The organism is Sphingomonas naphthae (assembly GCF_028607085.1).
GTDB classification, from domain to species: domain Bacteria; phylum Pseudomonadota; class Alphaproteobacteria; order Sphingomonadales; family Sphingomonadaceae; genus Sphingomonas_Q; species Sphingomonas_Q naphthae.
In genome coordinates this window covers 1,379,119-1,402,913 of the sequence record NZ_CP117411.1, presented here as the reverse complement: position 1 = coordinate 1,402,913, position 23,795 = coordinate 1,379,119, and the positions used below count along the sequence as shown (strand labels likewise).

The 23,795-nt window shown below is 67.6% G+C and carries 25 protein-coding genes; 12 read left to right on the top strand and 13 right to left on the bottom strand.

The features are described from left to right. Positions 1-23: 23 nt before the first annotated feature. The 3 genes from ntrC to dusB are packed head-to-tail and all read right to left on the bottom strand — an operon-like array spanning position 24 to position 3,567. Complete coding sequence (gene ntrC / locus PQ455_RS06575; RefSeq protein WP_420542842.1) at positions 24-1,469, bottom strand: nitrogen regulation protein NR(I); 1,446 nt, start codon at positions 1,467-1,469, stop codon at positions 24-26. A 2-nt stretch (positions 1,470-1,471) separates the two neighbouring features. Next, positions 1,472-2,593: a two-component system sensor histidine kinase NtrB gene (locus tag PQ455_RS06570; RefSeq protein ID WP_273690295.1), complete on the bottom strand. Its 1,122-nt coding sequence runs from the start codon at positions 2,591-2,593 to the stop codon at positions 1,472-1,474. After that, on the bottom strand, positions 2,569-3,567 hold the full coding sequence (gene dusB, locus PQ455_RS06565; protein WP_273690292.1) for a tRNA dihydrouridine synthase DusB: 999 nt from the start codon (positions 3,565-3,567) through the stop codon (positions 2,569-2,571). The genes PQ455_RS06570 and dusB overlap by 25 nt, the downstream gene beginning before the upstream one ends. 92 nt (positions 3,568-3,659) lie before the next feature. On the opposite strand from dusB, the gene PQ455_RS06560 reads away from it, so the two are divergent. Genes PQ455_RS06560 through PQ455_RS06550 form a run of 3 tightly spaced genes read left to right on the top strand, consistent with a single transcriptional unit; the run spans position 3,660 to position 5,856 of the window. Next, positions 3,660-4,802: a bifunctional 2-C-methyl-D-erythritol 4-phosphate cytidylyltransferase/2-C-methyl-D-erythritol 2,4-cyclodiphosphate synthase gene (locus PQ455_RS06560; protein WP_273690290.1), complete on the top strand. Its 1,143-nt coding sequence runs from the start codon at positions 3,660-3,662 to the stop codon at positions 4,800-4,802. Further along, entirely contained in the window at positions 4,799-5,347 is a 549-nt protein-coding gene (locus PQ455_RS06555) for a hypothetical protein (RefSeq protein ID WP_273690288.1), read from the top strand. Before PQ455_RS06560 ends, PQ455_RS06555 begins: the two co-directional genes overlap by 4 nt. Continuing rightward, positions 5,344-5,856, top strand: a complete 513-nt coding sequence (locus PQ455_RS06550; protein WP_273690286.1) for a CinA family protein — start codon at positions 5,344-5,346, stop codon at positions 5,854-5,856. Before PQ455_RS06555 ends, PQ455_RS06550 begins: the two co-directional genes overlap by 4 nt. Here PQ455_RS06550 and PQ455_RS06545 read toward each other — a convergent pair. Both PQ455_RS06545 and lipA read right to left on the bottom strand, forming a co-directional pair. Then, on the bottom strand, positions 5,802-6,278 hold the full coding sequence (locus tag PQ455_RS06545; RefSeq protein WP_273690284.1) for a type II toxin-antitoxin system RatA family toxin: 477 nt from the start codon (positions 6,276-6,278) through the stop codon (positions 5,802-5,804). The two genes, PQ455_RS06550 and PQ455_RS06545, sit on opposite strands and share 55 nt — an antisense overlap. Positions 6,279-6,409: 131 nt before the next feature. Next, a complete protein-coding gene (gene lipA, locus PQ455_RS06540; RefSeq protein WP_273690282.1) occupies positions 6,410-7,363 on the bottom strand; it encodes a lipoyl synthase in 954 nt (317 codons plus the stop codon). A 67-nt stretch (positions 7,364-7,430) separates the two neighbouring features. Between lipA and PQ455_RS06535 the strand changes: the two genes are divergently transcribed. After that, positions 7,431-8,063 carry a carbonic anhydrase gene (locus PQ455_RS06535; RefSeq protein WP_273690280.1) on the top strand — a complete coding sequence of 211 codons (633 nt, stop codon included), beginning with the start codon at positions 7,431-7,433 and terminating at the stop codon, positions 8,061-8,063. Between the two features lie 79 nt (positions 8,064-8,142). On the opposite strand, the gene PQ455_RS06530 is transcribed toward PQ455_RS06535, so the two are convergent. Then, complete coding sequence (locus PQ455_RS06530) at positions 8,143-8,397, bottom strand: hypothetical protein (RefSeq protein ID WP_273690278.1); 255 nt, start codon at positions 8,395-8,397, stop codon at positions 8,143-8,145. A gap of 126 nt (positions 8,398-8,523) precedes the next feature. Here PQ455_RS06530 and PQ455_RS06525 point away from each other — a divergent pair, with 126 nt between their 5' ends. Further along, complete coding sequence (locus tag PQ455_RS06525; protein WP_273690276.1) at positions 8,524-8,973, top strand: hypothetical protein; 450 nt, start codon at positions 8,524-8,526, stop codon at positions 8,971-8,973. A gap of 60 nt (positions 8,974-9,033) precedes the next feature. After that, a complete protein-coding gene (locus PQ455_RS06520) occupies positions 9,034-9,603 on the top strand; it encodes a Uma2 family endonuclease (RefSeq protein ID WP_273690274.1) in 570 nt (189 codons plus the stop codon). 10 nt (positions 9,604-9,613) lie between these two features. On the opposite strand, the gene PQ455_RS06515 is transcribed toward PQ455_RS06520, so the two are convergent. From PQ455_RS06515 to ettA, 3 genes are read right to left on the bottom strand one after another with little or no spacing between them, the layout of a single operon-like run. Continuing rightward, a complete protein-coding gene (locus tag PQ455_RS06515) occupies positions 9,614-10,078 on the bottom strand; it encodes a nucleoside deaminase (protein WP_273690272.1) in 465 nt (154 codons plus the stop codon). Then, on the bottom strand, positions 10,078-10,560 hold the full coding sequence (locus tag PQ455_RS06510; RefSeq protein ID WP_273690270.1) for a hypothetical protein: 483 nt from the start codon (positions 10,558-10,560) through the stop codon (positions 10,078-10,080). The genes PQ455_RS06515 and PQ455_RS06510 overlap by 1 nt, the downstream gene beginning before the upstream one ends. Continuing rightward, positions 10,557-12,236: an energy-dependent translational throttle protein EttA gene (gene ettA, locus PQ455_RS06505; RefSeq protein WP_273690268.1), complete on the bottom strand. Its 1,680-nt coding sequence runs from the start codon at positions 12,234-12,236 to the stop codon at positions 10,557-10,559. The genes PQ455_RS06510 and ettA overlap by 4 nt, the downstream gene beginning before the upstream one ends. Before the next feature lie 99 nt (positions 12,237-12,335). Between ettA and PQ455_RS06500 the strand changes: the two genes are divergently transcribed. Then, positions 12,336-13,748, top strand: a complete 1,413-nt coding sequence (locus PQ455_RS06500) for a M20/M25/M40 family metallo-hydrolase (protein WP_273690265.1) — start codon at positions 12,336-12,338, stop codon at positions 13,746-13,748. Between the two features lie 5 nt (positions 13,749-13,753). Further along, complete coding sequence (locus PQ455_RS06495; protein ID WP_273690263.1) at positions 13,754-14,131, top strand: winged helix-turn-helix domain-containing protein; 378 nt, start codon at positions 13,754-13,756, stop codon at positions 14,129-14,131. Positions 14,132-14,343: 212 nt separating this feature from the next. Here PQ455_RS06495 and PQ455_RS06490 read toward each other — a convergent pair whose 3' ends face one another. Further along, complete coding sequence (locus PQ455_RS06490) at positions 14,344-14,799, bottom strand: copper chaperone PCu(A)C (protein WP_273690261.1); 456 nt, start codon at positions 14,797-14,799, stop codon at positions 14,344-14,346. Positions 14,800-14,959: 160 nt separating this feature from the next. Between PQ455_RS06490 and dnaK the strand changes: the two genes are divergently transcribed. The 3 genes from dnaK (at position 14,960) to PQ455_RS06475 (ending at position 18,600) form a co-directional block, all read left to right on the top strand. Beyond that, positions 14,960-16,858 (top strand): molecular chaperone DnaK, encoded by a 1,899-nt coding sequence (gene dnaK / locus PQ455_RS06485; RefSeq protein ID WP_273690259.1) that lies wholly within the window; start codon positions 14,960-14,962, stop codon positions 16,856-16,858. A gap of 142 nt (positions 16,859-17,000) precedes the next feature. Next, positions 17,001-18,134: a molecular chaperone DnaJ gene (dnaJ, locus tag PQ455_RS06480; protein WP_273690257.1), complete on the top strand. Its 1,134-nt coding sequence runs from the start codon at positions 17,001-17,003 to the stop codon at positions 18,132-18,134. Positions 18,135-18,156: 22 nt separating this feature from the next. After that, entirely contained in the window at positions 18,157-18,600 is a 444-nt protein-coding gene (locus PQ455_RS06475; RefSeq protein ID WP_273690254.1) for a vgr related protein, read from the top strand. A gap of 22 nt (positions 18,601-18,622) precedes the next feature. Here the strand turns inward: PQ455_RS06475 and PQ455_RS06470 are convergent, their stop codons facing one another. Genes PQ455_RS06470 through PQ455_RS06460 form a run of 3 tightly spaced genes read right to left on the bottom strand, consistent with a single transcriptional unit; the run spans position 18,623 to position 22,765 of the window. After that, positions 18,623-19,876 (bottom strand): glycosyltransferase family 4 protein, encoded by a 1,254-nt coding sequence (locus tag PQ455_RS06470; protein WP_273690252.1) that lies wholly within the window; start codon positions 19,874-19,876, stop codon positions 18,623-18,625. A 13-nt stretch (positions 19,877-19,889) separates the two neighbouring features. Continuing rightward, positions 19,890-21,143 (bottom strand): capsule biosynthesis protein, encoded by a 1,254-nt coding sequence (locus tag PQ455_RS06465; protein ID WP_273690250.1) that lies wholly within the window; start codon positions 21,141-21,143, stop codon positions 19,890-19,892. Continuing rightward, positions 21,140-22,765, bottom strand: coding sequence for a capsular polysaccharide export protein, LipB/KpsS family (locus tag PQ455_RS06460; RefSeq protein ID WP_273690248.1), 1,626 nt, complete (start codon positions 22,763-22,765; stop codon positions 21,140-21,142). The genes PQ455_RS06465 and PQ455_RS06460 overlap by 4 nt, the downstream gene beginning before the upstream one ends. A gap of 192 nt (positions 22,766-22,957) precedes the next feature. Here PQ455_RS06460 and kdsA point away from each other — a divergent pair, with 192 nt between their 5' ends. Then, positions 22,958-23,788, top strand: a complete 831-nt coding sequence (gene kdsA / locus PQ455_RS06455) for a 3-deoxy-8-phosphooctulonate synthase (RefSeq protein ID WP_273690245.1) — start codon at positions 22,958-22,960, stop codon at positions 23,786-23,788. Positions 23,789-23,795: the final 7 nt, after the last annotated feature.

The following is a 23,795-nucleotide window of genomic DNA, read 5'->3' as shown; positions in this document are numbered from 1 at the left end:
GATTTTCGGCAGACGCCCGTCGCTTATCCGCCACGCTTGGCCGATTGCGGGTCGAGCCCATGCTCGGACAATTTCTTGCGGAGCGTGTTGCGATTGATGCCGAGCAGCTTGGCGGCCTTCAACTGATTGCCCCGCACCGCCGCCAGCGACATGCGCAGCAGCGGCTTCTCCACCTCGGCCAGCAGGCGATCGTAGAGGCCGTCCGGGGGCAGCTGGCGGCCGTAATCGGCGAAGTGACTGGCCAGATGATGCTCGATCGCGTCGGCGAGGCCGGAGCCGACCGAGATCGGCGCAGGCGCTGCCTCCCCACCGTGACCGGCCAGATGCTGTTCGAGCGCGGTGACCGAGATGACGTCCTCGCGCACCAGCGCGGCCAGGCGACGCATGAGGTTTTCCAGCTCGCGCACATTGCCCGGCCAGCTGTGGCGGGTGAGCCGATCGATCGCGGCGGGATCGAGTTGCTTGCGGGGCAGGCCGTCCGCCACGGCGCGATCAAGGAAGTGGCGCGAGAGTTCGGCGAGATCCTCGACCCGCTGACGCAGCGACGGCAGGCGGATCGGCACGACGGCGAGGCGGTAATAGAGATCCTCGCGGAAGCCGCCCTCGCCGATCAGGCGCGGCAGATCCTTGTGGGTGGCGGCGATGATCCGCACGTCGGCGCGGATCGCGCGGGCGCCGCCCACCGTCGAAAACTCGCCCGACTGGAGGACGCGCAGCAGCCGGGTCTGTGCCTCCATCGGCATGTCGCCGATCTCGTCGAGGAAGAGCGTGCCCCCCTGCGCCTGCTCGAAACGGCCGGCGGTGCGCTGGGCCGCGCCGGTGAAGGCGCCGCGCTCATGGCCGAACAATTCGCTTTCGATCAGCTCGCGCGGGATGGCGGCCATGTTGATCGCGACGAAGGGCTTGGCCGCCCTTGCTCCGAAATCATGGATAGCACGTGCCACAAGTTCCTTGCCCGTACCGGATTCTCCCAGAACCAGCACCGTCAGATCGTTGGAAACGACGCGGGCGATGGTGCGATACACCTCCTGCATCGGCGGCGAGCGGCCGATGAGGGGGAGATCTTCGGCGGGCGTGCCGCCATCGGCGTCGAGCGTCGCGGCATGGGTGGCGACCGCGTCGTTCACCGCCTTGGACAATTCGGCCAGATCGAACGGCTTGGGCAGGTAATCGAACGCGCCCTGCTCTGTGGCGCGCATCGCGGTGGTGAAGGTGTTCTGCGCGGAGAGAACGATGATCGGCATCTTCGGCGCCCGCGCCATCACCTCGGGCATCACGTCCAGCCCATTGCCGTCAGGTAATATTACATCAGTGACAAGGACATGTGGCATGAAGCTATCGATCAATCGGAACTGATCGGCAACCGAGGCGGCGGTCTCGACGCGATGGCCGTCGCGGCGCAGCGCCTCGCGAATGACGGTGCGGATCGCCGCATCGTCGTCCACCACCAGGATCCGCGCCGCGCTCATCGTCATTCTCCCCGCACCGCGCGCGGCAGCAGCACACGGAAGATCGTGCGTGGCGGCTGCCCCTCGCGGACATATTCGACCATGCCGCCCTGATCGGCGATCAGCTTCTCGACCAGCGCCAGCCCCAGACCGCCCGACGACCGCTTCGACGAGACGAACGGATCGAACAGATGGTCGCGGATCGAGTCCGGGGCGCCCGGTCCCTCGTCCGACACCGACAGTTCGATCGGCAGCGAGCGGCGGCCATCGCCCTGGTCGGTCAACAGGCGCACGCCGTGGCGATAGGCGGTGGTGAGGGTGATAGTCCCCGTCTCCATCCCCGCGCCCTTCATCGCCTCGACCGCGTTCTTGAGCAGGTTGATAACGACCTGAACCAGCGAATCGCGATGGCCCAGGACGTGGGGCAGGGATGGATCGTAGAGTTCACGAATGCTGAAATCGCGCGCGAAGCCCTTAATCGCGACGTCGCGGGCATGGTAGAGCGCGGTGTGGATGTTGAACGGTTCGACGGCTATGGCGCGGCTGTCGGTAAAACCCTCCATCCGGTCGATCAGCGCGGCCACCCGATCCACTTCGTCGCGGATCAGCCGGGTGAGGTCGCGCGAGCCTTCGTCTGCCGCACTTTCAAGGAGTTGAGCCGCACCCCTGATACCCGATAAAGGATTCTTGATCTCATGCGCGAGCAGCGCCGCCGCGCCCACCGCCGCCAGCGTGCCGCCCTCGCGGCCGGTGCGGCGGGTGCGGACGGTGACCTGCGGATGGGGATGGATGGTGAGCATCCGCCAGCCGGGCCGGTCGGGCAGCGGCGCCACCGAAAGGTCGGCCGACTGGAGCTTGTCGCCCGGCAGGGTCAGATCGAGATCATAGGCCACGAAGCGGGCGTCGCTCGACACCGAGGTGAGCGGGTGGCCGATCAGCTCGGCGATATTCTGGCCGACGATCGCCGAGCGGGCGAGGTTGATATAGGTTTCGGCCGCCGGATTGGCCTCCACCACCACCCCGCCCGCATCGAGCGCAAGCACCGGGGTCGGCAGGGCGGCGAAAATTTCGGGCAGGCCCAGGCGCCCCTCTTCGCGAAGGTCGCGCCGGATGAAGCGGGTCAGGCCGCTGCCCGCGAGAGCCATGGACGATAGAATTCGGCGAGGTTGGCGAGGACGACCTTGTGATCGGGAATCTGGTTCACCTTGTGGCGGAACTCGGCCGATCCGGGCAGGCCCTTGGTGTACCAGCCGAGATGCTTGCGCGCCATGTTGACGCCCACTTCGCTGCCATAGATTTCGAGCATCTCGTGATAATGCGCTACGATCACGGCATATTGCTGGTCGAGGGTGGGATCGGGCCGGCGCTCGCCGGTCTCCAGCCAGCGCATCACCTGATGGAGCAGCCACGGCCGGCCATAAGCGCCGCGCCCGATCATCAGCCCGTCCGCGCCGGACTGTTCCAGCGCTGTATCGGCATCCTCGATCGAACAGATATCGCCGTTGACGATCACCGGGATCGACACGGCATCCTTCACCCGCCGCACGAACGCCCAGTCGGCCGAGCCCTTGTACATCTGGTTGCGGGTGCGGCCGTGGACGGTGATCATCTTCACGCCGATATCCTCGGCCGCCTTCGCCAGTTCGGGCGCGTTGAGGCTGTCGTGGCACCAGCCCATCCGCATCTTGAGCGTGACGGGCACGTCCACCGCCTTCACCGTCGCGGCGACGAGCGCGGTGGCGAGCGGCAGATCGCGCATCAGCGCCGAACCCGCGTCGCCGTTGACGACCTTGCGGACCGGGCAGCCCATGTTGATGTCGATGATGGCGGCGCCACGATCGGCGCACAGCTTCGCCGCCTCGCCCATGTCCACCGGCGAGCAGCCGACGAGCTGCATCGATACGGGCTCCTCGATGGGATCCCACATCGCCTTCTGCACCGATTGGCGCGTCTCGCGGATGGCGGCCTGGCTGGCGATCATCTCGGTGACGTTCAGGCCGGAGCCGAAGCGGCGCACGGCGCGACGGAACGGCAGATCGCTCACCCCGGTCATGGGGGCGAGGATCACCGGGGTCTGCACCGTGACGGGGCCGATCGAGATGGGGGAAAGCCGTGCCAAGAGTCTCTGCCTAAAAAACAGGCACGCCCCTACCGTTTTTGGGCGAGCGGCGCAACATGGACGGCACCCGCGCGGGCGGCTAAGGCGCCGATATGGCATCGACCACCACCGCGCTGATCGTCGCCGCCGGTCGCGGCGAGCGCGCCGGCCTCGGCACCCCCAAGCAATATGCGACCATCGCGGGCAAGGCGATGATCGCTCATGCCGTCGATGCATTGGCCGCCCACCCCGCGATCGACCGCATCCAGATCGTGATCGGCGCGGGGCAGTCGGGGCTGCTGGCCGAGGCGCTGGGCGACCGCACCATGCCCACCCCCGTGATCGGCGGGGCCGAGCGGCGCGATTCGGTGATCGCCGGACTGGAGGCTGTGCCCGCCGGGCGCGTGCTGATCCACGATGCCGCCCGCCCGTTCCTCTCCGTGGCCGTGATCGACCGGCTGCTGGCGGCGCTCGATACGCATGATGGCGCGGTGCCGGTGCTGCCGGTGGTCGATACGATCGCGGCCGCCGATGGCCTGCTGGGCGACGTGCGGCCGCGTGACGGGCTGGTGCGGGTGCAGACCCCGCAGGGGTTCGACCGCGACGCGATCCTCGCGGCGCATCGGGCGTGGGCCGGCGGCCCCGCCACCGATGACGCGCAGGTCGCCCGCGCCGCCGGGCTCGCCGTCGCCACCGTCGAGGGAGACACGATGCTCGACAAGCTGACCCACACCGCCGATTTCGCCGCCGCCGAAGCGCGCCTTGCGGCCGCGATGCGCTCGCGCACGGCGATGGGCTATGACGTCCACGCCTTCGCGCCCGGCGACCATGTGTGGCTGGGCGGTGTGCGCATCGCCCACAGCGCCGCGCTCGCCGGCCATTCGGATGCCGACGTGGCGCTCCACGCCCTGACCGACGCGCTGCTCGGCACGATCGGCGACGGCGATATCGGCAGCCATTTCCCGCCGAGCGACCCGCAGTGGAAGGGCGCGGCCTCGCACCGCTTCCTCACCCACGCCCGCGACCTGATCGTGGCGAAGGGCGGCGTGATCGATCATGTCGATGTCACGATCATCTGCGAAGCGCCCAAGGTGGGACCGCATCGCGCCGCCATCCGTTCCCGGATCGGCACATTGCTCGGGCTCGAGGAGGATCAGGTGAGCATCAAGGCAACCACCACCGAAGGGCTGGGCTTCACCGGCCGCCGCGAGGGCATCGCCGCCCAGGCGATGGCGACCGTGCGGGTGCCGGCATGATCCGGCGCGCCCTGCTGGCCGCCGCGCTCGTCGCGATGCCCACCGTCGCCTCGGCGCAGGCGCTCCAGAATCTGAAGCTCGGCTGTATCGAGCGGCAGGAGGCGGCCGCGCTGGTCACCTTCGCTTTGCCCTCGGTGGTGACGAAGCTGGCCGAGCGGTGCGGGCCGGTGCTGCCCCGCGCGGCCTATCTGACGAGCTATGCGCCGCAACTGGCCGATCGCTACCGCCCCGACGCGGCGGCGGCCTGGCCGACGGCGCGCAAGGTGATCGGGCGGGTGTTTAGCCAGGTGCTGGGTCAGCTGATGCCGCCGGAGATGAACAGCGACGCGCTGCGCTTCCTGGTCGAGCCGATGCTCGCCTCGCTGCTGGCAGAGAAGATCAAGCCCAACGCCTGTTTCGAGGCCAACGAGGTGATCGAATCGCTGTCGACCGTGCCGGGGCGCGACATCGGCCGGCTCGCCGCGCTGGGCGTCGCCATCGCCGACCGCAAGGGCAACGGCATCGCCGGCGTCCTGAAAGTGTGCCGCCCGGAGGAGCGCCCGTGACCCTGCTGCCGGACGAACTTGTCGCCGCCGCGACCCGCGTGATCGATGCCAATCGCGCCGCCAAGCGCAAGATCGCGGTCGCCGAAAGCTGCACCGGCGGCCTCGTCACCGCCGCGCTGACCGAGGTGGCGGGATCGTCCGATGTGATGGACGCGGGCTTCGTGACCTATTCCAACGAAGCCAAGGTTAAGCTGCTCGGCATCGCCAGCGACGTGATCGAGACGTTCGGATCGGTTTCCGAAGCGACCGCCTGGGCGATGGCGCGCGGGGCGATCGACAAGAGCGATGCCGATGTGGCGGTGTCGATCACCGGCATCGCGGGACCGGGCGGCGGCACGGCGAAGAAGCCGGTCGGCACGGTGGTGTTCGCCTGCGCGACGCGCGGGATGCACGAGGACGACATCCATGCCGATCGCAAGCAGTTCGGCGATCTGGGCCGCAGCGGGATCCGGCTTCAGGCGGCGCTGGTGGCGCTGGAACTGCTGATGCCGGGCGCGCCGCTGCCGTAAAGCGCGGCGGCGCGCGTCTCGAACGCGCCGATCATCTTGCGCAGCGCCTTGTCGAACATCTGGCCGGCCAGCGCCTCGAAGATGCGCGACTTGAACTGGAAATCGACGAGGAAGTCGACGAAGCAGCCGCCCGCCTCGTCGGGCCGGAACTTCCAGTCGTTGTGCAGGAATTTCAGCGGGCCATCGACATATTCGACATGGACGCTGTCCGGCCGGTGCTTCTCGATCTTCGAGGTGAATTTCTCGCGCAGGGCGGAAAAGCCGACGACGAGATCGGCGACCATCTCGGTCTCGCTATCCGATCGCACGCGGACGGCGGCGACCCAGGGCAGGAATTTGGCGTAGCTGGCGACATCCGCGACCAGATCGTACATCTGTTCGGGGGTGTAGGGCAGATGGCGGATTTCGCTGTGGCGGGGCATGTTACACCTCTCCCCCCACACACCGTTCGTCCCGAGCGAAGTCGAGGGATGTGCCCCGCGCGCCGCGTCCAGCCTCCCGTCCCTCGACTTCGCTCGGGACGAACGGATGGGAAATGGGCAGTCCCAACCCCCTACTCCGCCGCCACCGCCGTCACCCGGCCGAGTTGCTTCTCGCGCGCGACACGCAGCTTCGCGAAGTCCGAATCGGCGTGGTAGCTGGAACGGGTCAGCGGGCTCGACGCGACCAGCAGGAAGCCCTTGGCGCGCGCGATCGAGGCGTAGGCGTCGAATGCCTGCGGCGTCACGAAATCCATCACCTTGGCGTGCTTCGGCGTCGGCTGGAGATATTGGCCGACTGTCAGGAAATCGATGCCGGCCGAGCGCATGTCGTCCATCACCTGATGCACCTCCAGCCGCTCCTCGCCCAGGCCGACCATCACGCCGGACTTGGTGAAGATCGACGGATCGAGGCGCTTCACCGTCTCCAGCAGGCGCAGCGACGCATAATAACGCGCGCCCGGCCGGATGGTGGAATAGAGCCTCGGGACGGTTTCCAGATTGTGATTGTAGACGTCCGGCCGGGCGGCGACGATCGCCTCGACGGCGGCATCGGCCTTATTGCGGAAATCGGGGGTCAGGATCTCGATCGTGGTGTTGGGCGTCGTGCGGCGCAGCGCATCGATCACCTTGACGAACTGGCTGGCGCCGCCGTCCTTCAGATCGTCGCGATCGACCGATGTGACCACGATATGCTGGAGCCCCATCGCGGCGGCCGCATCGGCCACATGCTGCGGCTCCTTCAGGTCCACCGCGCGCGGCATGCCGGTCTTCACGTTGCAGAAGGCGCAGGCGCGGGTGCAGGTGTCGCCCAGGATCATCACCGTGGCGTGCTTCTTGCTCCAGCATTCGCCGATATTAGGGCAGGCCGCCTCCTCGCACACGGTAGCCAGATTCAGGCTGCGCATCAGCGATTTCGTCTCGGCGAAGGCGGTGCCGCCGGGGGCTTTCACGCGAATCCAGTCCGGCTTGCGGATGCGCGGTTCGCGCGGGGTCGGAGTCGGGAGCGGAGCGACGGGTTCGGTCATGGCGGTGGAGATAGCGATCCCCGCGCCCGCTTGCCACCCCCCGGCGACAGGGTTTAGGCTTCTCCCCATGACGGACTTTTCAGGCATGATCGATGGCTATCGCCGCTTCCGCGCGGGCGACTGGGCCGAGGAACGCGCGCGCTGGCAGGAACTGGCCGAGGGGCAGAGCCCCAAGGTAATGGTGATCGCCTGCTCGGACAGCCGGGTCGAACCCTCGATCATCTTCGATACCGCGCCGGGCGAGATGTTCGTGGTACGCAACGTCGCCAATCTGGTGCCGCCGTTCGAGCTGGACGGCAGCCGCCACGGCGTGTCCGCCGCGCTGGAATTCGCGCTCAACCAGTTGCAGGTGCCCGAGGTGGTCGTGCTGGGCCATGGCGCCTGCGGCGGCGTGGCGGCGGCGCTGAGCCAGCGCTTCAAGGGCGCGAAACCCGGGGAGGGCGGCTTCATCGCCCATTGGGTCGACCTGCTCGACGAGGCGCGCGACCGGATCGTGGCGGCGCACGGCACCGGGCCGGACGCGGTGCGGCTGATGGAGATGGAGGCCGTGAAGGTGAGCCTCGCCAACCTCCGCTCCTTCCCCATCGTCCCGGAACGCGAGGCGGCGGGGACGCTGCGCCTGCGTGGCGCCTATTTCGCGATAACCGATGGCGTGCTGCATATTTTGGACGAGGAAAGCGGGGCTTTCGCGCCGGTTTGATCCGTCCTTGCGAGCGCAGCAAAGCAATCCAGCGGCGGAACCTGGATTGCTTCGCTGCGCTCGCAATGACGATCGAGGTTTAGACGACCGGCTCCTGCGCCAGCGCGGCCAGCACCATCCGTTCCCACACCGCCGGATCGCCCGCCGCCGCCATCCGCTCGTCGGGCTCGCGCAGCGTTCGCAGCACCGCCAGTGCGTCGGGGATGTGCGCGCTCCAGCTGCCGTCCACCTCGCTGGCGGCGGAGCGGGTGTCGCCGCCGGCGTTGACGCTCAGCCGCTGGGCGGCGAGCACGCGCGCGATCCGTTCGACCACGTCGCCCTTGGAAATGTCCATCGCATCCTCCGTCGTTATGGGGCTGCAACGTCCCGCGGGCGCAGCGGTTGCCGGGTCGGTTGCGGGAACGCGAGGGGGCGTCGCCACGTTTGGGCCGCCATATCCGCTTTCCCGAGGAGAGAGATGATGCGTGCCCCGATGATGATCGCCGCCCTGCTGGCGAGCGCGACTGCCCTGCCCGCTTCGGCCCAGACGCTGCCGACGGCGCCGGCGAGCCCGACCCGCGAGCTTCCCTACGACCGCGGCTACGACAAGCCCTCGCCGCGCACCGACGCGATCAACGCGCAGGAAGGCCCGGTCACCGATACGCTCAACGCCCAGGCCGGCGCCGCCGCGACGGCGACCGCCAGCGCCGATATCGACGCCAAGGCCGTGTACGAGGCCGATCGCGAAGCCTATTGGCGCGCGCTGATGGCGCATGACCGGTCGGTGCTTCGGACGGACGAACGCTATGCCCGCCAGCAGAATGCCTATGCCGACGCGATGGTCGCGTGGCGGATGCAGGACGCCGCCTGCAAGCGCGGCAACCAGCGCGCCTGCAAGGCCCCGACCCCGACGCCCGAGCAGTTCTACTGATGAACGATCGGCGGCCGGCCGGGTTTTCGTGGCCCGGCCGGCTGTGATAGGCTGAGCGCCATGAACGAGGTCGTTGCCCTCAACGTGCCGAAGCGGATGCGCCTGCGGGTCGCCGACTTCGCCTTGCTCGACGAGGCGGGGGCCTTTGCCGGTTACCGCAAGACCGAATTGATCGATGGCGAGGTGCTGACGATGAACGCGCAGCACCGGCCGCACATGTATGCCAAGGGCGAGTTCGCCTTCCGCCTGCGACTGGCGCTTCAAGCCATCGGCAGCAGCCTCTATGTCGGCATGGAGGGCAGCGTATCGCTGTCCGACCATGATCTGCCCGAACCCGATATCATCCTGACATCCGAACCGATCGGCGACGGCCCGGTGCCCGGCGCCTCGGTCGCGCTGCTGGTGGAGATCGCCGACACGACCGTGGCGTTCGATCTCGGCCGCAAGGCGACGATCTATGCGGCGGGTGGCGTGCCGGAGTTCTGGGTGGTGGACCTGCCCGCCCGGACAATCCACCAGCATTGGGCGCCGGTGGACGGTGCCTATCTCAAGACGTGCATCGTGCCGCTCGGCGAGACGATCGCGGCGGCCACCATCCCCGGCCTGTCGATCGAGACCGGTCTGAACTGACGCGCTCGCCCTACTCCGCGATATCCTCGTTCCACAGCGCCGGTTGCTCGGCGATAAAACGGCGCATCAGGGCGATGGCGCGCGGATCGTCGAGCACGTCGACCGTCACGCCGTGCTCGCGCAGGAAGCCTTCGTTGCCGCCGAAGGTGGTGTTCTCCAGCACCACGACATGCGGGATCTTGAACTGCACGATCGTGCCCGCGCACATCATGCAGGGGCTGAGCGAGGTGTAGAGGATCGTGTCGCGATAGGTGGGCTGGCGGCCGGCGTTGCGCAGCGCATCCATCTCGCCATGCGCGATCGGATCGCCCTGCTGGACCCGCCGGTTCCACCCCTCGCCGATGATCGCGCCGCCCCGCACCAGCAAGGACCCGATCGGGCACCCGCCCTCGCCATAGCCGATCGCCGCCAGTTCGTAGCAGCGATCGACCAGATCGGGGCGGATGGCGCCGTCATCTTCAAAACCGGAACCCACTAGACAGTTCTGAACACCTGCGGATCAATCCCGGCCTCAATTAGCCGATCAGCCGCCGCTGTCAGTGCCTTGTCGGAAAAATGCTGAGCATGTGCGAGCACTATTGCCTCAGCGGTTAAATCAGGCCTTTTGTAATCCAAGACCTCTTGGAATCCTTCACTACGGTTTAACGCGAGGTATTCCAAAGAAGCGACGACACCATCACGCTCGATCTTTGGTCGCAGGCGGTTCATCGGCTTTCGCTTACCGGTTCGCTGGCGTCTAATTTCCTCTACCGCATGGATCATTGACCAGCATGCTTGTTCAACTCCCGGCACGGTAGATCGCGCTTCGATCTCGATAATCCGGTTGAACGCCGCCTGTTCGACCACGATCGACTTGCCAGATGCGTTCAACATCATTCGGCGAACCTTATCGGCGTCATTACAAGCAGCAATGATCGAAAGCGCGTTTAACTCTTTAGCGTCCAGCCCTTCTGTCACCGCGTCAGCTTCTTGTAGGCCAGCGCGGTCGGGCGGTCGGCGGCGTCGCCGAGGCGGCGGCGCTTGTCTTCCTCATAGGCTTCGAAATTGCCTTCGAACCATTCGACGTGGCTGTTGCCTTCGAACGCGAGGATGTGCGTGGCGAGGCGATCGAGGAAGAAGCGGTCGTGGCTGATGACCACGGCGCACCCTGCGAAATTCTCGATCGCTTCCTCCAGCGCGCCCAGCGTCTCGACATCGAGATCGTTGGTCGGCTCGTCGAGCAGGAGGACGTTGCCGCCCTTCTTCAGCATCTTGGCGATGTTCACCCGGTTGCGTTCGCCGCCCGAGAGCTTGCCGACATTCTTCTGCTGGTCGGCGCCCTTGAAGTTGAACGCGCCGACATAGGCGCGGGTCGACTGGTCGTGGCCGTTGACCTTCATGTAATCGAGCCCGTCGGAGATTTCCTCCCAGACGTTCTTCTTGTCGTCGAGATGGTCGCGGCTCTGATCGACGTAACCAAGGCGCACCGTCGAGCCCATGTCGATCTTGCCCTCGTCCGGCGTTTCCTGGCCGGTGATGAGCTTGAACAGGGTCGACTTGCCGGCGCCGTTCGGGCCGATCACGCCGACGATGCCGCCGGCCGGCAGGGTGAACGAGAGATTGTCGAACAGCAGTTTGTCGCCATAGGCCTTGGAGACATTCTCGACCTCGATCACCTTGCCGCCGAGGCGCTCGGGCACCTGGATGACGATCTGGGCCTTGCCGGGGGTGCGGTTGTTCTGCTGTTCGACCAGCTGGTCGAACTTGGCGATACGCGCCTTGGACTTGGTCTGGCGGGCCTTGGCGCCCTGCCGAATCCATTCCAGTTCGTTGCGGATCGCGGTCTGGCGGCCGCTCTCCTCGCGCTCTTCCTGCTCGAGCCGCTTGGCCTTCTTTTCGAGATAGGTCGAGTAATTGCCCTCGTAGGGGAAATACTTCCCCCGATCGATTTCGAGAATCCAGCCGACGACATTGTCGAGGAAGTAGCGGTCGTGGGTGATCATCAGCACCGCGCCGGCATATTCCTTGAGGTGGCTCTCCAGCCACTTCACGCTTTCGGCGTCGAGATGGTTGGTCGGCTCGTCGAGCAGCAGGATCGACGGCTTCTGGATCAGCAGGCGGGTGAGCGCGATGCGGCGCTTCTCACCGCCCGACAGGTTGGCGACCGGCCAGTCGCCGGGCGGGCAGCGCAGGGCCTCCATCGCCACTTCGAGCTGGTTGTCGAGCGTCCAGCCGTCGACCGCGTCGATCTTGCCCTGAAGCTCGCCCATCTCCTCCATGAGCGCGTCGAAATCGGTGTCGTCCTTGGGATCGCCCATCTCGGCCGAGATCGCGTTGAAGCGATCGACCAGATCGGCGACGCCGCGCGCGCCTTCCTTGACGTTTTCCAGCACCGTCTTGGTCGGATCGAGCTGGGGCTCCTGCTCCAGATAGCCGACGGTGATATATTCGCCGGGCCAGGCCTCGCCGGTGAAATCCTTGTCCACGCCGGCCATGATCTTCATCAAGGTCGACTTGCCGGCGCCGTTCGGGCCGACGATGCCGATCTTGGCGCCCTGGTAGAATTGCAGGTTGATGTTGTGGAGCACCGGCTTGGGGGCGCCGGGGAAGGTCTTGGTCATGTCCTTCATCACGAAGGCGTACTGGGCGGCCATGGGTGCATGGACTCCGGTTAGGGCGGTGGTCGGGATTTGCGCGCTGCCCTAGCGCAGCCGAGCCCCGCTTGGCAAACCGCACGCCCCCTCTTGGCAAACATGGCGCGCGCGGCCTACGCCTGCGCCATGCGCACGATCCTCCCCGCCCTGTCCGCCCTGCTCCTCGCCACCACCGCGACAGCTGCCGTCCAGCCCGACAAGGTCGCCACGATGCGCGACGCGGCGCTGAAGGACGATATCGCCTATGACATCACCGAGGGGCTGACGACCGAGGTGGGCCAGCGCCTTGCCGGCACCGAGGCGGAGGCGCGGGCGCGGGTGTGGGCGGCCAGGACGCTGAAGTCGCTCGGCTTCGCCAACGTGCGCACCGAGACGTTCGACATGCCGGTGTGGGTGCGGGGCGCCGAGACCGCCGAGGTGACGGCGCCCTTCGCGCAGAAATTGGTGCTGACCGCGCTCGGCAACAGCGGCGCGACGCCGGCCGCCGGGATCGACGCCGAGGTGATCGGCTTCGCCAGCCTCGACGAGCTGCGCGCGGCCCCCGCCGCCCAGGTCGCCAACAAGATCGTGTTCGTCACGCACGACATGAAGGCCAATCAGGACGGATCGGGCTACGGCTATTTCGGCGCGGTCCGCCGCAACGGGCCGTCGGTGGCGTCGGCCAAGGGCGCGGCGGCGATCCTCATCAAGTCGATCGGCACCGATCATCATCGCGTGCCGCACACCGGCGTGCAGAACTGGACCGACGGGGTGAAGCCGATCCCGGCCGCCGCCCTTTCGGTGCCCGATGCCGAGCAGCTGTCGCGCATCCTGTCGCGCGGGCAGAAGGTGACGATCCATCTGACGCTCACGCCCCGCGATACCGGCATCCACCAGTCGGGCAACGTGATCGCCGAAGTGCCGGGGCGCGACCCCAGGGCACCGATCATCCTGATCGGCGGGCATCTCGACAGCTGGGATCTCGGCACGGGCGCGATCGACGATGCCGCCGGCCTCGCCATCACCACGGCGGCGGCGCGGCGCTTTCTGGCGACGGGTGCCAAGCCGCTCAGGACGATCCGGCTGGTGTGGTTCGGGGCGGAGGAAGTGGGCGGCTTCGGCGGGGAGGCCTATGCCAAGGCGCACGCGAACGAGAAGCACGAACTGGTCGCCGAGGCCGATTTCGGCGGCGACCGGGTGTGGCGGATGCAGGCGACGCTGGCGCCGGCCGCCAAGGCGACGAGCGATCAGCTGATGGAATTGCTCGCGCCGCTGGGCGTGACACCCGGTCGCGGCGCGGCGCATGGCGGCACCGATGTGGAGCCGACCGCCAATGCGCAGGGGACCGCGATCGTCGATCTCGGGCAGGACGGCACGCGCTATTTCGACCTGCACCACACCGCCGACGACACGTTCGACAAGATCGAGAAGCCGCAGATGCAACAGGCGGTGGCGGCGTGGACGGCGATGCTGGGCGTGGTCGCCAATACCGAGACGCCGCTGGCGCCCGGCGCCGCCGCGAAGCCGCAGTAACGCCGGTGGTGCCCCGCCACGGCCCCCTGAAGCTCAAGGCGCAGGTGTTCTGCGGCGACGAGCCGGCGATCGGGCCGGGCAAGGCCGATCTGCTGGAGGCGATCGTGGCGGAGGGATCGATCTCCGGCGCGGGCCGCGCGCTGGGGATGAGCTATCGCAAGACGTGGCTGCTGGTGGACAGCATGAACCGCTGCTGGGTCGAGCGGCTGGTCGAGACGAGCGCGGGCGGCGGCAAGGGCGGCGGCGCGCGGCTGACGGACTGCGGGCGCGCGGTACTGGCGGGCTATCGCGCGATGGAGGCCGAGATCGCGGCGGCGGCCGGGCCGGGGCTGGCAATGCTGGCGCCGTTGCTGCGGGCGGAGCCGGATCGGCCGGCGGGCTGAGCGACTGATTTCACCCGTTCGTGCTGAGCGTAGTCGAAGCACAGGAGGCAAGCGCAGCGTTCGGGGCACTTCGTTCGACTACGCTCAGGACGAACGGTGTGGGGTGGGATCGTCACCCCGGCGAAGGCCGGGGTCTCAGGCGGCTGCCATAGACATCGTCCCAAGCCCCGCAAGACCCCAGCTTTCGCTGGGGTGACGGTCCGGTTTTATCATCACTCCGCCGGAAACGGCGCCTCGCCGCCCTGCTCCACCGTCTTGGTCTCCACCTCCACCGCGCGGCCGCTGGCGAAGACGAAGCGCATGGGGATGGCGGTGCCGGGGGTAATCGCCTTGTCGATATCGAACAGCATGCCGTGGTTACCGCTGGGGCCGAACACGACCTTGCCCACCGCCGGCACGTCGGCGCCGGCCAGCGGGCGCATCGTCATCATGCGGCCGTGCATGCCGCTTTCGTGCAGCTCGATCCGCCCGACGACGGCGCTGTCGATGCCGACGAGGCGATCGGCCTTTCCGGTGCCGACGAGGGTGAAATAGACCGCGCCCGGCCGGCCCGGCACCACCGGCAGGCGTGCCCAGGCGCGGGTGACGCCGCGATTGTCGGGCGCCTTGCCGTGGCAGGCGGACAAGGTGGCGAGGGCGATCAGGGCGGCGGTGGCGAAGCTCTTCATATGGCCGCTCATAATCGGCTTTCCGGGGATTCGTCACGGGTTCTTGCGGGGCAGGAACCACACCCTATATCGCGCCGGTCAATTCGCCGCATGACGGCCGTCTCGCCTCGTTATCTGGGGGGCGGCCGGCGGCACCTAACGAGGGACTGGAAGAGAGATTATGGGCAAGGTGATCGGTATCGATCTGGGGACCACGAACAGCTGCGTGGCGGTGATGGAGGGCGGCAAGCCCAAGGTGATCGAGAATGCCGAAGGCGCGCGCACGACGCCGTCGATCGTGGCATTCGCCAAGGACGGCGAGCGCCTGATCGGCCAGCCGGCCAAGCGCCAGGCGGTGACCAACCCGGACGCGACGATCTTCGCGGTGAAGCGCCTCATCGGCCGCCGCTTCGACGATCCGATCACCAAGAAGGACACCGAGCTGGTGCCCTATCACATCGTGAAAGGCCCGAACGGCGACGCCTGGGTGCAGGCGCGCGGCGAGGATTATTCGCCCAGCCAGATTTCGGCCTTCACGCTCCAGAAGATGAAGGAAACCGCCGAGAGCTACCTCGGCGAGACCGTGACGCAGGCCGTGATCACCGTGCCGGCTTACTTCAACGACGCGCAGCGCCAGGCGACCAAGGACGCCGGCCGCATCGCGGGCCTCGAAGTGCTGCGCATCATCAACGAGCCGACGGCCGCCGCGCTGGCCTATGGCCTCGACAAGAACGACGGCAAGACGATCGCGGTCTATGACCTTGGCGGCGGCACGTTCGACGTGTCGGTGCTGGAAATCGGCGACGGCGTGTTCGAGGTGAAGTCGACCAACGGCGACACCTTCCTGGGCGGCGAGGATTTCGACGCCAAGCTGGTCGAGTTCCTGGCGGAAGGCTTCAAGAAGGACGAGGGCATCGATCTCACCAAGGATCGTCTCGCGCTCCAGCGCCTGAAGGAAGCCGCCGAAAAGGCCAAGATCGAGCTGTCGTCGACCCAGACGACCGAAGTGAACCTGCCCTTCATCACCGCCGACGCCACCGGGCCGAAGCATCTGGTGAAGGCGATCACCCGCGCCGATCTGGAGCGTCTGGTCGAGGATCTCATCAAGCGCACGATCGAGCCGATGAAGAAGGCTCTGGCCGACGCGGGCCTGAAGACGAGCGACATCGACGAGGTCGTGCTGGTCGGCGGCATGACGCGGATGCCCAAGGTGCGCGAGGCCGTGAAGCAGTTCTTCGGCAAGGAGCCGCACACCGGCGTGAACCCCGATGAGGTGGTGGCGATCGGCGCGGCCGTGCAGGCCGGCGTCCTCCAGGGCGACGTGAAGGACGTGCTGCTGCTCGACGTGACCCCGCTGTCGCTGGGCATCGAAACGCTGGGCGGCATCATGACCAAGATGATCGACCGCAACACGACGATCCCGACCAAGAAGTCGCAGACCTATTCCACGGCCGACGACAATCAGAACGCCGTGACGATCCGCGTCTTCCAGGGCGAGCGCGAGATGGCGCAGGACAACAAGATGCTGGGCCAGTTCGATCTGGTCGGCATCCCGCCCGCGCCGCGCGGCGTGCCGCAGATCGAGGTGACGTTCGACATCGACGCCAACGGCATCGTCAACGTCAGCGCCAAGGACAAGGGCACCGGCAAGGAGCAGCAGATCAAGATCCAGGCCTCGGGCGGCCTTTCGGACAGCGACATCGACCAGATGGTGCGCGACGCCGAGCAGTTCGCCGAGGAGGACAAGAAGCGCCGTGCGGCGGCCGAGGCGAAGAACAACGCCGAAAGCCTCGTCCATTCGACCGAGAGCCAGCTCAAGGAGCATGGCGATTCGATCGACGCGAGCCTGAAGTCCGAAATCGAGGCGGCCATCGCCGAGACCAAGACGGCGATCGAGGGCGGCGATGCCGACCAGATGACCGAAAAGGCCGGCGCGCTGACCCAGGTGGCGATGAAGCTGGGTCAGGCGATCTACGAGAAGCAGCAGCAGGCGGAAGCCTCGCCGGGCGCCGCTTCGGGCGCGGCGCAGGCCGATGACGTGGTCGACGCCGAATTCTCGGAAGTCGACGAGACGAAGTAAGTGCAACGAAGCCCTCTCCCGCTTTCGCGGGAGAGGGTTGGGAGAGGGTCTTCTTCTTGAGCGACGTGCTGATTGACGGACAGGCCCTCTCCCCGACCCTCTCCCGCAATGCGGGAGAGGGAGATACAGGCCGGGGGGCTTGATGGCTGACACCGATTATTACGAGCTGCTCGAGATCGAGCGCACCGCCGACGACAAGACGATCAAATCGTCGTTCCGGCGAATTGCGATGCAATGCCACCCGGACAAGAACCCCGGTTGCGCCGATAGCGAAGCGAAGTTCAAGGCGATCAACGAGGCCTATGAGTGCCTGAAGGACCCGCAGAAGCGCGCGGCCTATGATCGCTATGGCAAGGCCGCCTTCCAGCAGGGCGGGCCGGGCGGCGGCTTCGGCGGCGGCGGACAGGGCTTCGAGGGCTTTTCCGACATCTTCGAAAGCGTGTTCGGCGAGTTCATGGGCGGCGGTCGCGGCCGCCAGCAGGGGGGCGCCCAGCGCGGCGCGGACCTGCGCTACGATCTCGAAATCTCGCTGGAAGATGCCTTCCACGGCAAGCAGGAGAGCGTGCGGGTCGATGTCGCGCAGGCTTGCGACACCTGCCACGGCTCCGGCGCGAAGGCCGGCGGCAAGGGCGCCAAGACCTGCACGACCTGCGCCGGCCATGGCAAGGTCCGCGCGCAGCAGGGCTTCTTCGTGGTCGAGCGGATGTGCCCGTCGTGCCACGGGCGCGGTCAGGTGATCGCCGACCCCTGCCCCGCCTGTCGTGGCGAGGGCCGGGTCGAGGCACAAAAGACGCTCGACGTGCGGATTCCCGTCGGCGTCGACGAGGGCACGCGCATCCGCCTGACCGGCGAGGGCGAGGCCGGGGCGCGGGGTGCGCCGGCGGGCGACCTCTACATCTTCATCCATGTGAAGCGGCACAGCGTGTTCGAGCGCGAGGGCACGACCCTGTTCGCCAAGGTGCCGATCAGCTTCACCACGGCGGCGCTGGGCGGCGCGATCGAAGTGCCCGGCCTCGACCAGCAGGTGCACAGCATCCGCATCCCGGCGGGCATCCAGTCGGGCAAGCAATTGCGCCAGCGCGGCGCGGGCATGCCCGTGCTGAACGGGCGCGGCACCGGCGACATGATCGTGCAGATCGAGGTGGAGACGCCGACCAAGCTGTCCGCCCGCCAGAAGGAATTGCTGGAAGAGTTTCGCGCGACCGAGACGGGCGACGAATGCCCCGCGAGCCAGGGCTTCTTCGGCAAGCTGAAGGGCATGTTCGGGGCGGAGTGATCCGCCCCGGCGCCCACCCCTGATGGCCCGCGCGCGCCACTCCCGCCCGCTCACCGGCGGCGAGATCGCGATGGCGCGCGAGGTGTTCGGGAAGGCGATCGATTATGGCGCGGTGTGGGTCCACCTCGGGCGCTGGTGGCCGCTGCAACCGGGCAATGTGGTGATGGCGCCGGATGGGGCGATCTGGTGCCCGGCCGGCCTGTGGCGCGCCGATTTCGCCGCCGCGCCGTTTTCCCTGCAACGGCTGTTCATCCACGAAATGACGCATGTGTGGCAGGCGCAGCGATCGGGCCGCTGGTGGCTGCCGCTGATGCGCCATCCATTCTGCCGCTATCGCTATCGGCCGGGCAAGGCGTTCGATCTTTACGGAATCGAGCAGCAGGCGGAGGTGGTGGCCGATGCCTGGGTGGCGCGGCGGGCCGGGCAGGGCCGGCTGGCGGCGGCGCTGCCGTTCGAGCAGGCGTAGCTCGCCACCGACCGCGTTGAAATCAGGCCATCGCCGGGCGTTCGGCGACGGCGTCGACCAGTTCCATCACCGTATCGAGGTGCGCGCGCCAGCTGGGCGGGCGCCAGTCGCGGATGCGCTCCAACTGCGCGGCACGACGGGCGGAATCGGGTTTGGCATAATCGAGGATGGCGTCCATCCAGCCGAAGCCGTCGAGCGGATCGAGATAATCGGCGGCGGCCCCGCCCGCCTCCATCAACGCCCCCAGATCCGAGGCGATCACCGGCACGCGCGCGATCAGCGCCTCGGTGACGGGCATGCCGAAGCCCTCGGCGAAGCTGGGCAGCAGCAGGGCGCGGGCGCCCGCCATCAACGACCGCATCTGGCGATCGGGCAGGCCACCATATTCGATCACATGTCCCTTCAGCGTGGCGCAGCGATCGAGCATGTCGACGATCTGCTCATTCTCCCACCCGCGCCGACCGATCAGCACCAGCTTGGGCGCGGCATGGCCATGGCGTTCGATCAGGCGGCGCCAGATGTTGAGGAGCAGCAGGTGATTCTTGCGCGGCTCGATCGTGGCGACGCACACGAAATACGGCCCGTCGATGCCCGGCGCGTCGCCGCCCTTCCGCGCGTCGATCATGTCCGGCACGTCGACGCCGAGATGGGCGATGCGCAGTTCCGGGCGGTGGCCGACCGCCTGGAGGAAAGGGATCAGCGCCTCTTCCGTGGCGGCCGAATTGCTGACGATGCCGGCGGCATGATCGGCCACGCTGCGGATGCGGGCGAGATGCTTCATCGCGCCATCCTCGCGCGCATATTCGGGATGGACGATTGGGATCACATCGTGGACGAGGCAGACGAAGGCGGCATTCTCGCGCCGCAGGATCGCCCGCACCTTGTCGCCGCGTTCCAGATGATGCGGTGACGCCTGAAGATAGACGCGCGGGCGCCTCGCCGCCGGCACCGGCTTCGGCCAGAGCGCCGTCCAGTGGCGCAGCGCCGAAACCTTCAGGGTCAGCGGATCGATCTTGCCGCCATGGCGCCAGCGCGCGCCGGTGGAGGACAGGAATTGCCGCACCGCCGGCCACGACAGCCGACCATAGGCGCCGGCCGGATGGAGCGCGGAGAAGCTCAGCCGATCGGGGATGCGCTCGATCAGGTCGGTCGCATAGGCCATCTCGCAGCGATCGACGCCGGTGGGCATGGCGTGCAGCGCGCGCGACAACAGGCGCGAAATGTCGAGAACGACTTCCGCTCCATCGATCGACCCGCGGGGCCGGATCTCCAGCATTACCCACCAACCATCATAGCAGGCTGAGCTTTTCCTCCAGCGAGACCGTCTCGCCGCTGTCGTCGGCCGTCAGCCGCGCGACCGCGCCGCGCACTAGATAGCCGAGACCCACATCGCTCAGGAATCCGCCATGAATGAGGCAGCGGTTGACCAGCACGCGGCAGAACGCGTCGTACACCGCTTCCTCGGGCGCGACCGGGTTGCGCCAGAAATCGTCGAGCGTGCCCTGATGGGTGATGCGCGGGATGTGATAGACGGCATGGCCCAGCACCGCCGTCGGCACATTCTCGCGCAGCGCCAGGGTGCCGGTGGTGCTGTTGACCGTCACCACGCCGCGCGCCTGCGCCACCATCGGCGCGATATCGGCGTCCTCGACGAAATGGACCCGCTCGGCGATGCCGTTCTTGGCCGATTCGTCGGCGATGAAGCGGCGCCAGTTGATCATGCCGGCATCCAGCGGATGCTGCTTGATGACGAGCAGATGATCGCGCGGCGCGGCGCGGGCGAAGCTCTCGATCACATAGCGGATCGCGACCGACATGTTGCCGAACGGCGAATGGGTGCGGATCTGGTGATCCGAATCGAGCTGGAGCGGGAAGCAGAAATAGGGCTGGCCGGCGATGGCGGCGAGGATCGCGGACGAGCGCTCGCGCTCGCGCTTGCGGCGCTGGAGACGGCGCAGCCAGAAGATGCCCTCCCCCCAGGACGAGAGCGGGCGATGGTTGCGGTAATGCGGGAAGGTGAGCTTCGCCAGCACGGTCGCCGTATTATAGGCCATCGCCTCGCGCGCGCGGCGGCCGAAGCTGGAGGCGACCGGCGGGTGAACCGGCACCGGCGGCAGCCCGGCCGCCTGATCGAGATACCATTGCGGATCGCGCGACAGGCTGCTGTTTCCGTTCACCCCGTCCAGTTCCAGCGTCACATAGTCGGGCCGGATATAGCCTTCCTCGAACACGTGGATGCGCAGCTGGCGCAGGCGGGCCATACCGTGCGCCGCCGTGTGCAGCGGGCGGCAATCGCCGAAGAAGACGACATCGGTGATGTCGTGATCGGTGACATATTTGTCGAAGAACAACGGCCAGGCCTCGGCCTTGCCGCCGAAGTTCGTCGCGGGGCCGGGCCAATCCTTCTGGTCGCCACCGTTCAGGTTGATGCGGTGGATGCCATGGCCGATCTGGGCGAGCGCCTCCCCCAGCCGGAAGAAGAACGGGCCATGAGGGCCTTGCAGGAAAAGGAAATTCCTGCGGGATGACGGCCACGGCTTCATGCCGCGACATAACGCCGCTGGAACCACTTTCGCAACCGTCCTTGCAACTGCCGCAAACGGATCAGCGGGCTGAGTGACCGGGCGGGCACGATCGCGTCGAGGAAGGTTTCGGGCGGACAGGGCAAACCGGTCCGCGGATCGAGGTAGCGCGGATAGAGAATCAGGGCGCCCGCTATCAACTCGTCCAGCTCCAGTTTCTTGTTGCGCCGCAACATAGCCGGAGCGAGATCGCGAGTCAGCCCCCATCCGGCAAAGAAGGGCTGGCCATGAATTACCACGTCCCGGTTCCGCAGCAACGCTTCGAAACCGGTGAGAGACGATAGAACATGAACCGAATCAACTTGTTCCAGCAGCGCCGCGAGCGAGCCGCCGCGCGAGATGACGTCGGCGAAGCGCAGCGCCTCGGCATCGGGCACCGCGCCCTTGCGATGGCCGGCCTCCACATCGGGATGGGGGCGGAAGAGGAGGTAGGCATCGGGCTCGGCGGCGCGGGCGCGTTCGAGCAAGTCGCGGTTGCCCGCCACGCCCGCCCCACCGGCCAGCACCGACATGTCGTCCTCCACCTGCCCCGCGACGAGGACGATGCGCCGCCCTGCGGGCAGATCCAGCACCGCCGCCGGCGTGCTGACGCCATATTTGCCGATCCCCCTCGTCACGATCCGCTGACGGAGCCGATCGGCGCGCGCCTTGATCGCGGGCGGAAATTCGTGGGTGGCGAGGATCGTCTCGAGATCGCAGGGGCGCGACGGATCGTAATAGATGCCCTGGCCGTCCACCACCACCGAGAGCGGCGGATGGAGATCGGCGCCGAGGCCGGGCGAGCGGAGGAAGCCGTCTTCGACGAGATGGACGCGGGCGCCGGCGGCGGTGGCCTGATCGGCGAAGTCGGCGGGCACACGCGACGGCCAGGTCGCGATCACCCCGTCCGCAGGCGCGGCGACGGCGATCGCGGCGGCGGGGCGGAGGAAGGGTATGGTGCCCTGCCCCGCCCACAGGAAACGCGCGATCTCCGCCCGCTTCCACCACGCCATGCCGGCGGCGGCGGCGATCCCGCGATTCGCGTCGATCCAGCGGCGCCAGAAACCGAGCAGGTCGATCGCGGCGAGCGGATCGCTGGAGGCGCCGGTGAAGGGATCGCGATAGGCGACCGTGTCGATCAGATGGCTGTGGAGCGCGCTGGGATCGAGCGGGAGTTTGCCCGCGCAGGCGGCGAGCAGCGCCACTTCATGGGCGGGATCGCCGCTGACGACCTCGGCGGCATCGATCAGCGACCAGGGATCGGCATCCGCCGGCGCGACGGCCAGCCCCCTCTTGCGCGCCGCGTCGGCGATGGCGGTGCCGACCGGCCAGACGATCGTGCCTTCGCCCTCGGCCGCATCGAGATGCGCGATGTCGCTGGCAACGATCAGGTGGCGCGCGCCGACGATCGGCCGCCCCCAGAAGCGCCCACCGACCCGCTCACGGGCGATGGCGGCGGCAACCTCGGCGACACGCGTCGCATCGAACGCCACCGCCGGCCCCCTGCGCGCGACATCGGCCACGCCGATCGCGATGCCGGGAAACAGCGGCGACCGCAGGATCGGCGTCCAGACACGCTTCTTGGTAAAGGCTAACCCCGGCAAACGAACCCTATTCCCCCATCCGTCATTGCGAGCGCAGCGAAGCAATCCAGCCGCGACGCTGGATCGCCGCGCTTCGCTCGCGATGACGAGGTGATACGCCCGATCGCTCTAGGCGAGGATCGCGGCGCTGTCATGGCCTTGGCACCGCGAGCCTCGAACGGCTAAGCGGGGCCGGTTCAACCGGAGATGTCCATGACCAGCCTGTGCGGCCGCCCGATCGGGCTCGATCAGCCGCTTTTCCTCATCGCCGGCCCCTGCGTGATCGAGAGCGAGGCGCTGGCGCTCTCGACCGCCGAGACGCTGGCGGGGATCGCGGACCGGCTGGGCATCCTGCTCATCTACAAGAGCAGCTTCGACAAGGCGAACCGCAGCTCGGGCAAATCCTTTCGTGGCCCCGGCCTTGACGAAGGATTACGGATTCTCCAGAAAGTGCGCGCCGAAACCGGCCTGCCGATCCTGACCGACGTGCATACCGAGGATCAGGTGAAGCCCGTCGCCGAGGTGGCCGACGTCCTCCAGACCCCCGCCTTCCTGGCGCGCCAGACCGATTTCATCGCCGCCGTCGCCGCGTCGGGCAAACCCGCCAACATCAAGAAGGCGCAGTTTATGGCGCCGGGCGACATGACGCACGTGATCGCCAAGGCCCGCGACGCGGCGGCCGAGGCGGGCATCACCGACCCCACCTTCATGGTCGCCGATCGCGGCACGAGCTTCGGCTACAACAATCTCGTGTCCGACATGCGCGGGCTGGTCATCATGCGCGAAACCGGCTGCCCGGTGGTGTTCGACGCGACCCATTCGGTGCAACTGCCCGGCGGCAACGGCACCACCAGCGGCGGCCAGCGCGAGTTCGTCCCCGCCCTTGCCCGCGCGGCGGTGGCGGTGGGGATCAGCGGCCTGTTCATGGAGACGCATCCCGATCCCGCCCATGCGCTGTCGGACGGGCCGAATGCGTGGCCGCTGGATCAGCTCGAGAAGCTCGTGCGGACGTTGCTGGCGATCCACGAAGCGGCGCGGAGCTGAGAGCCCG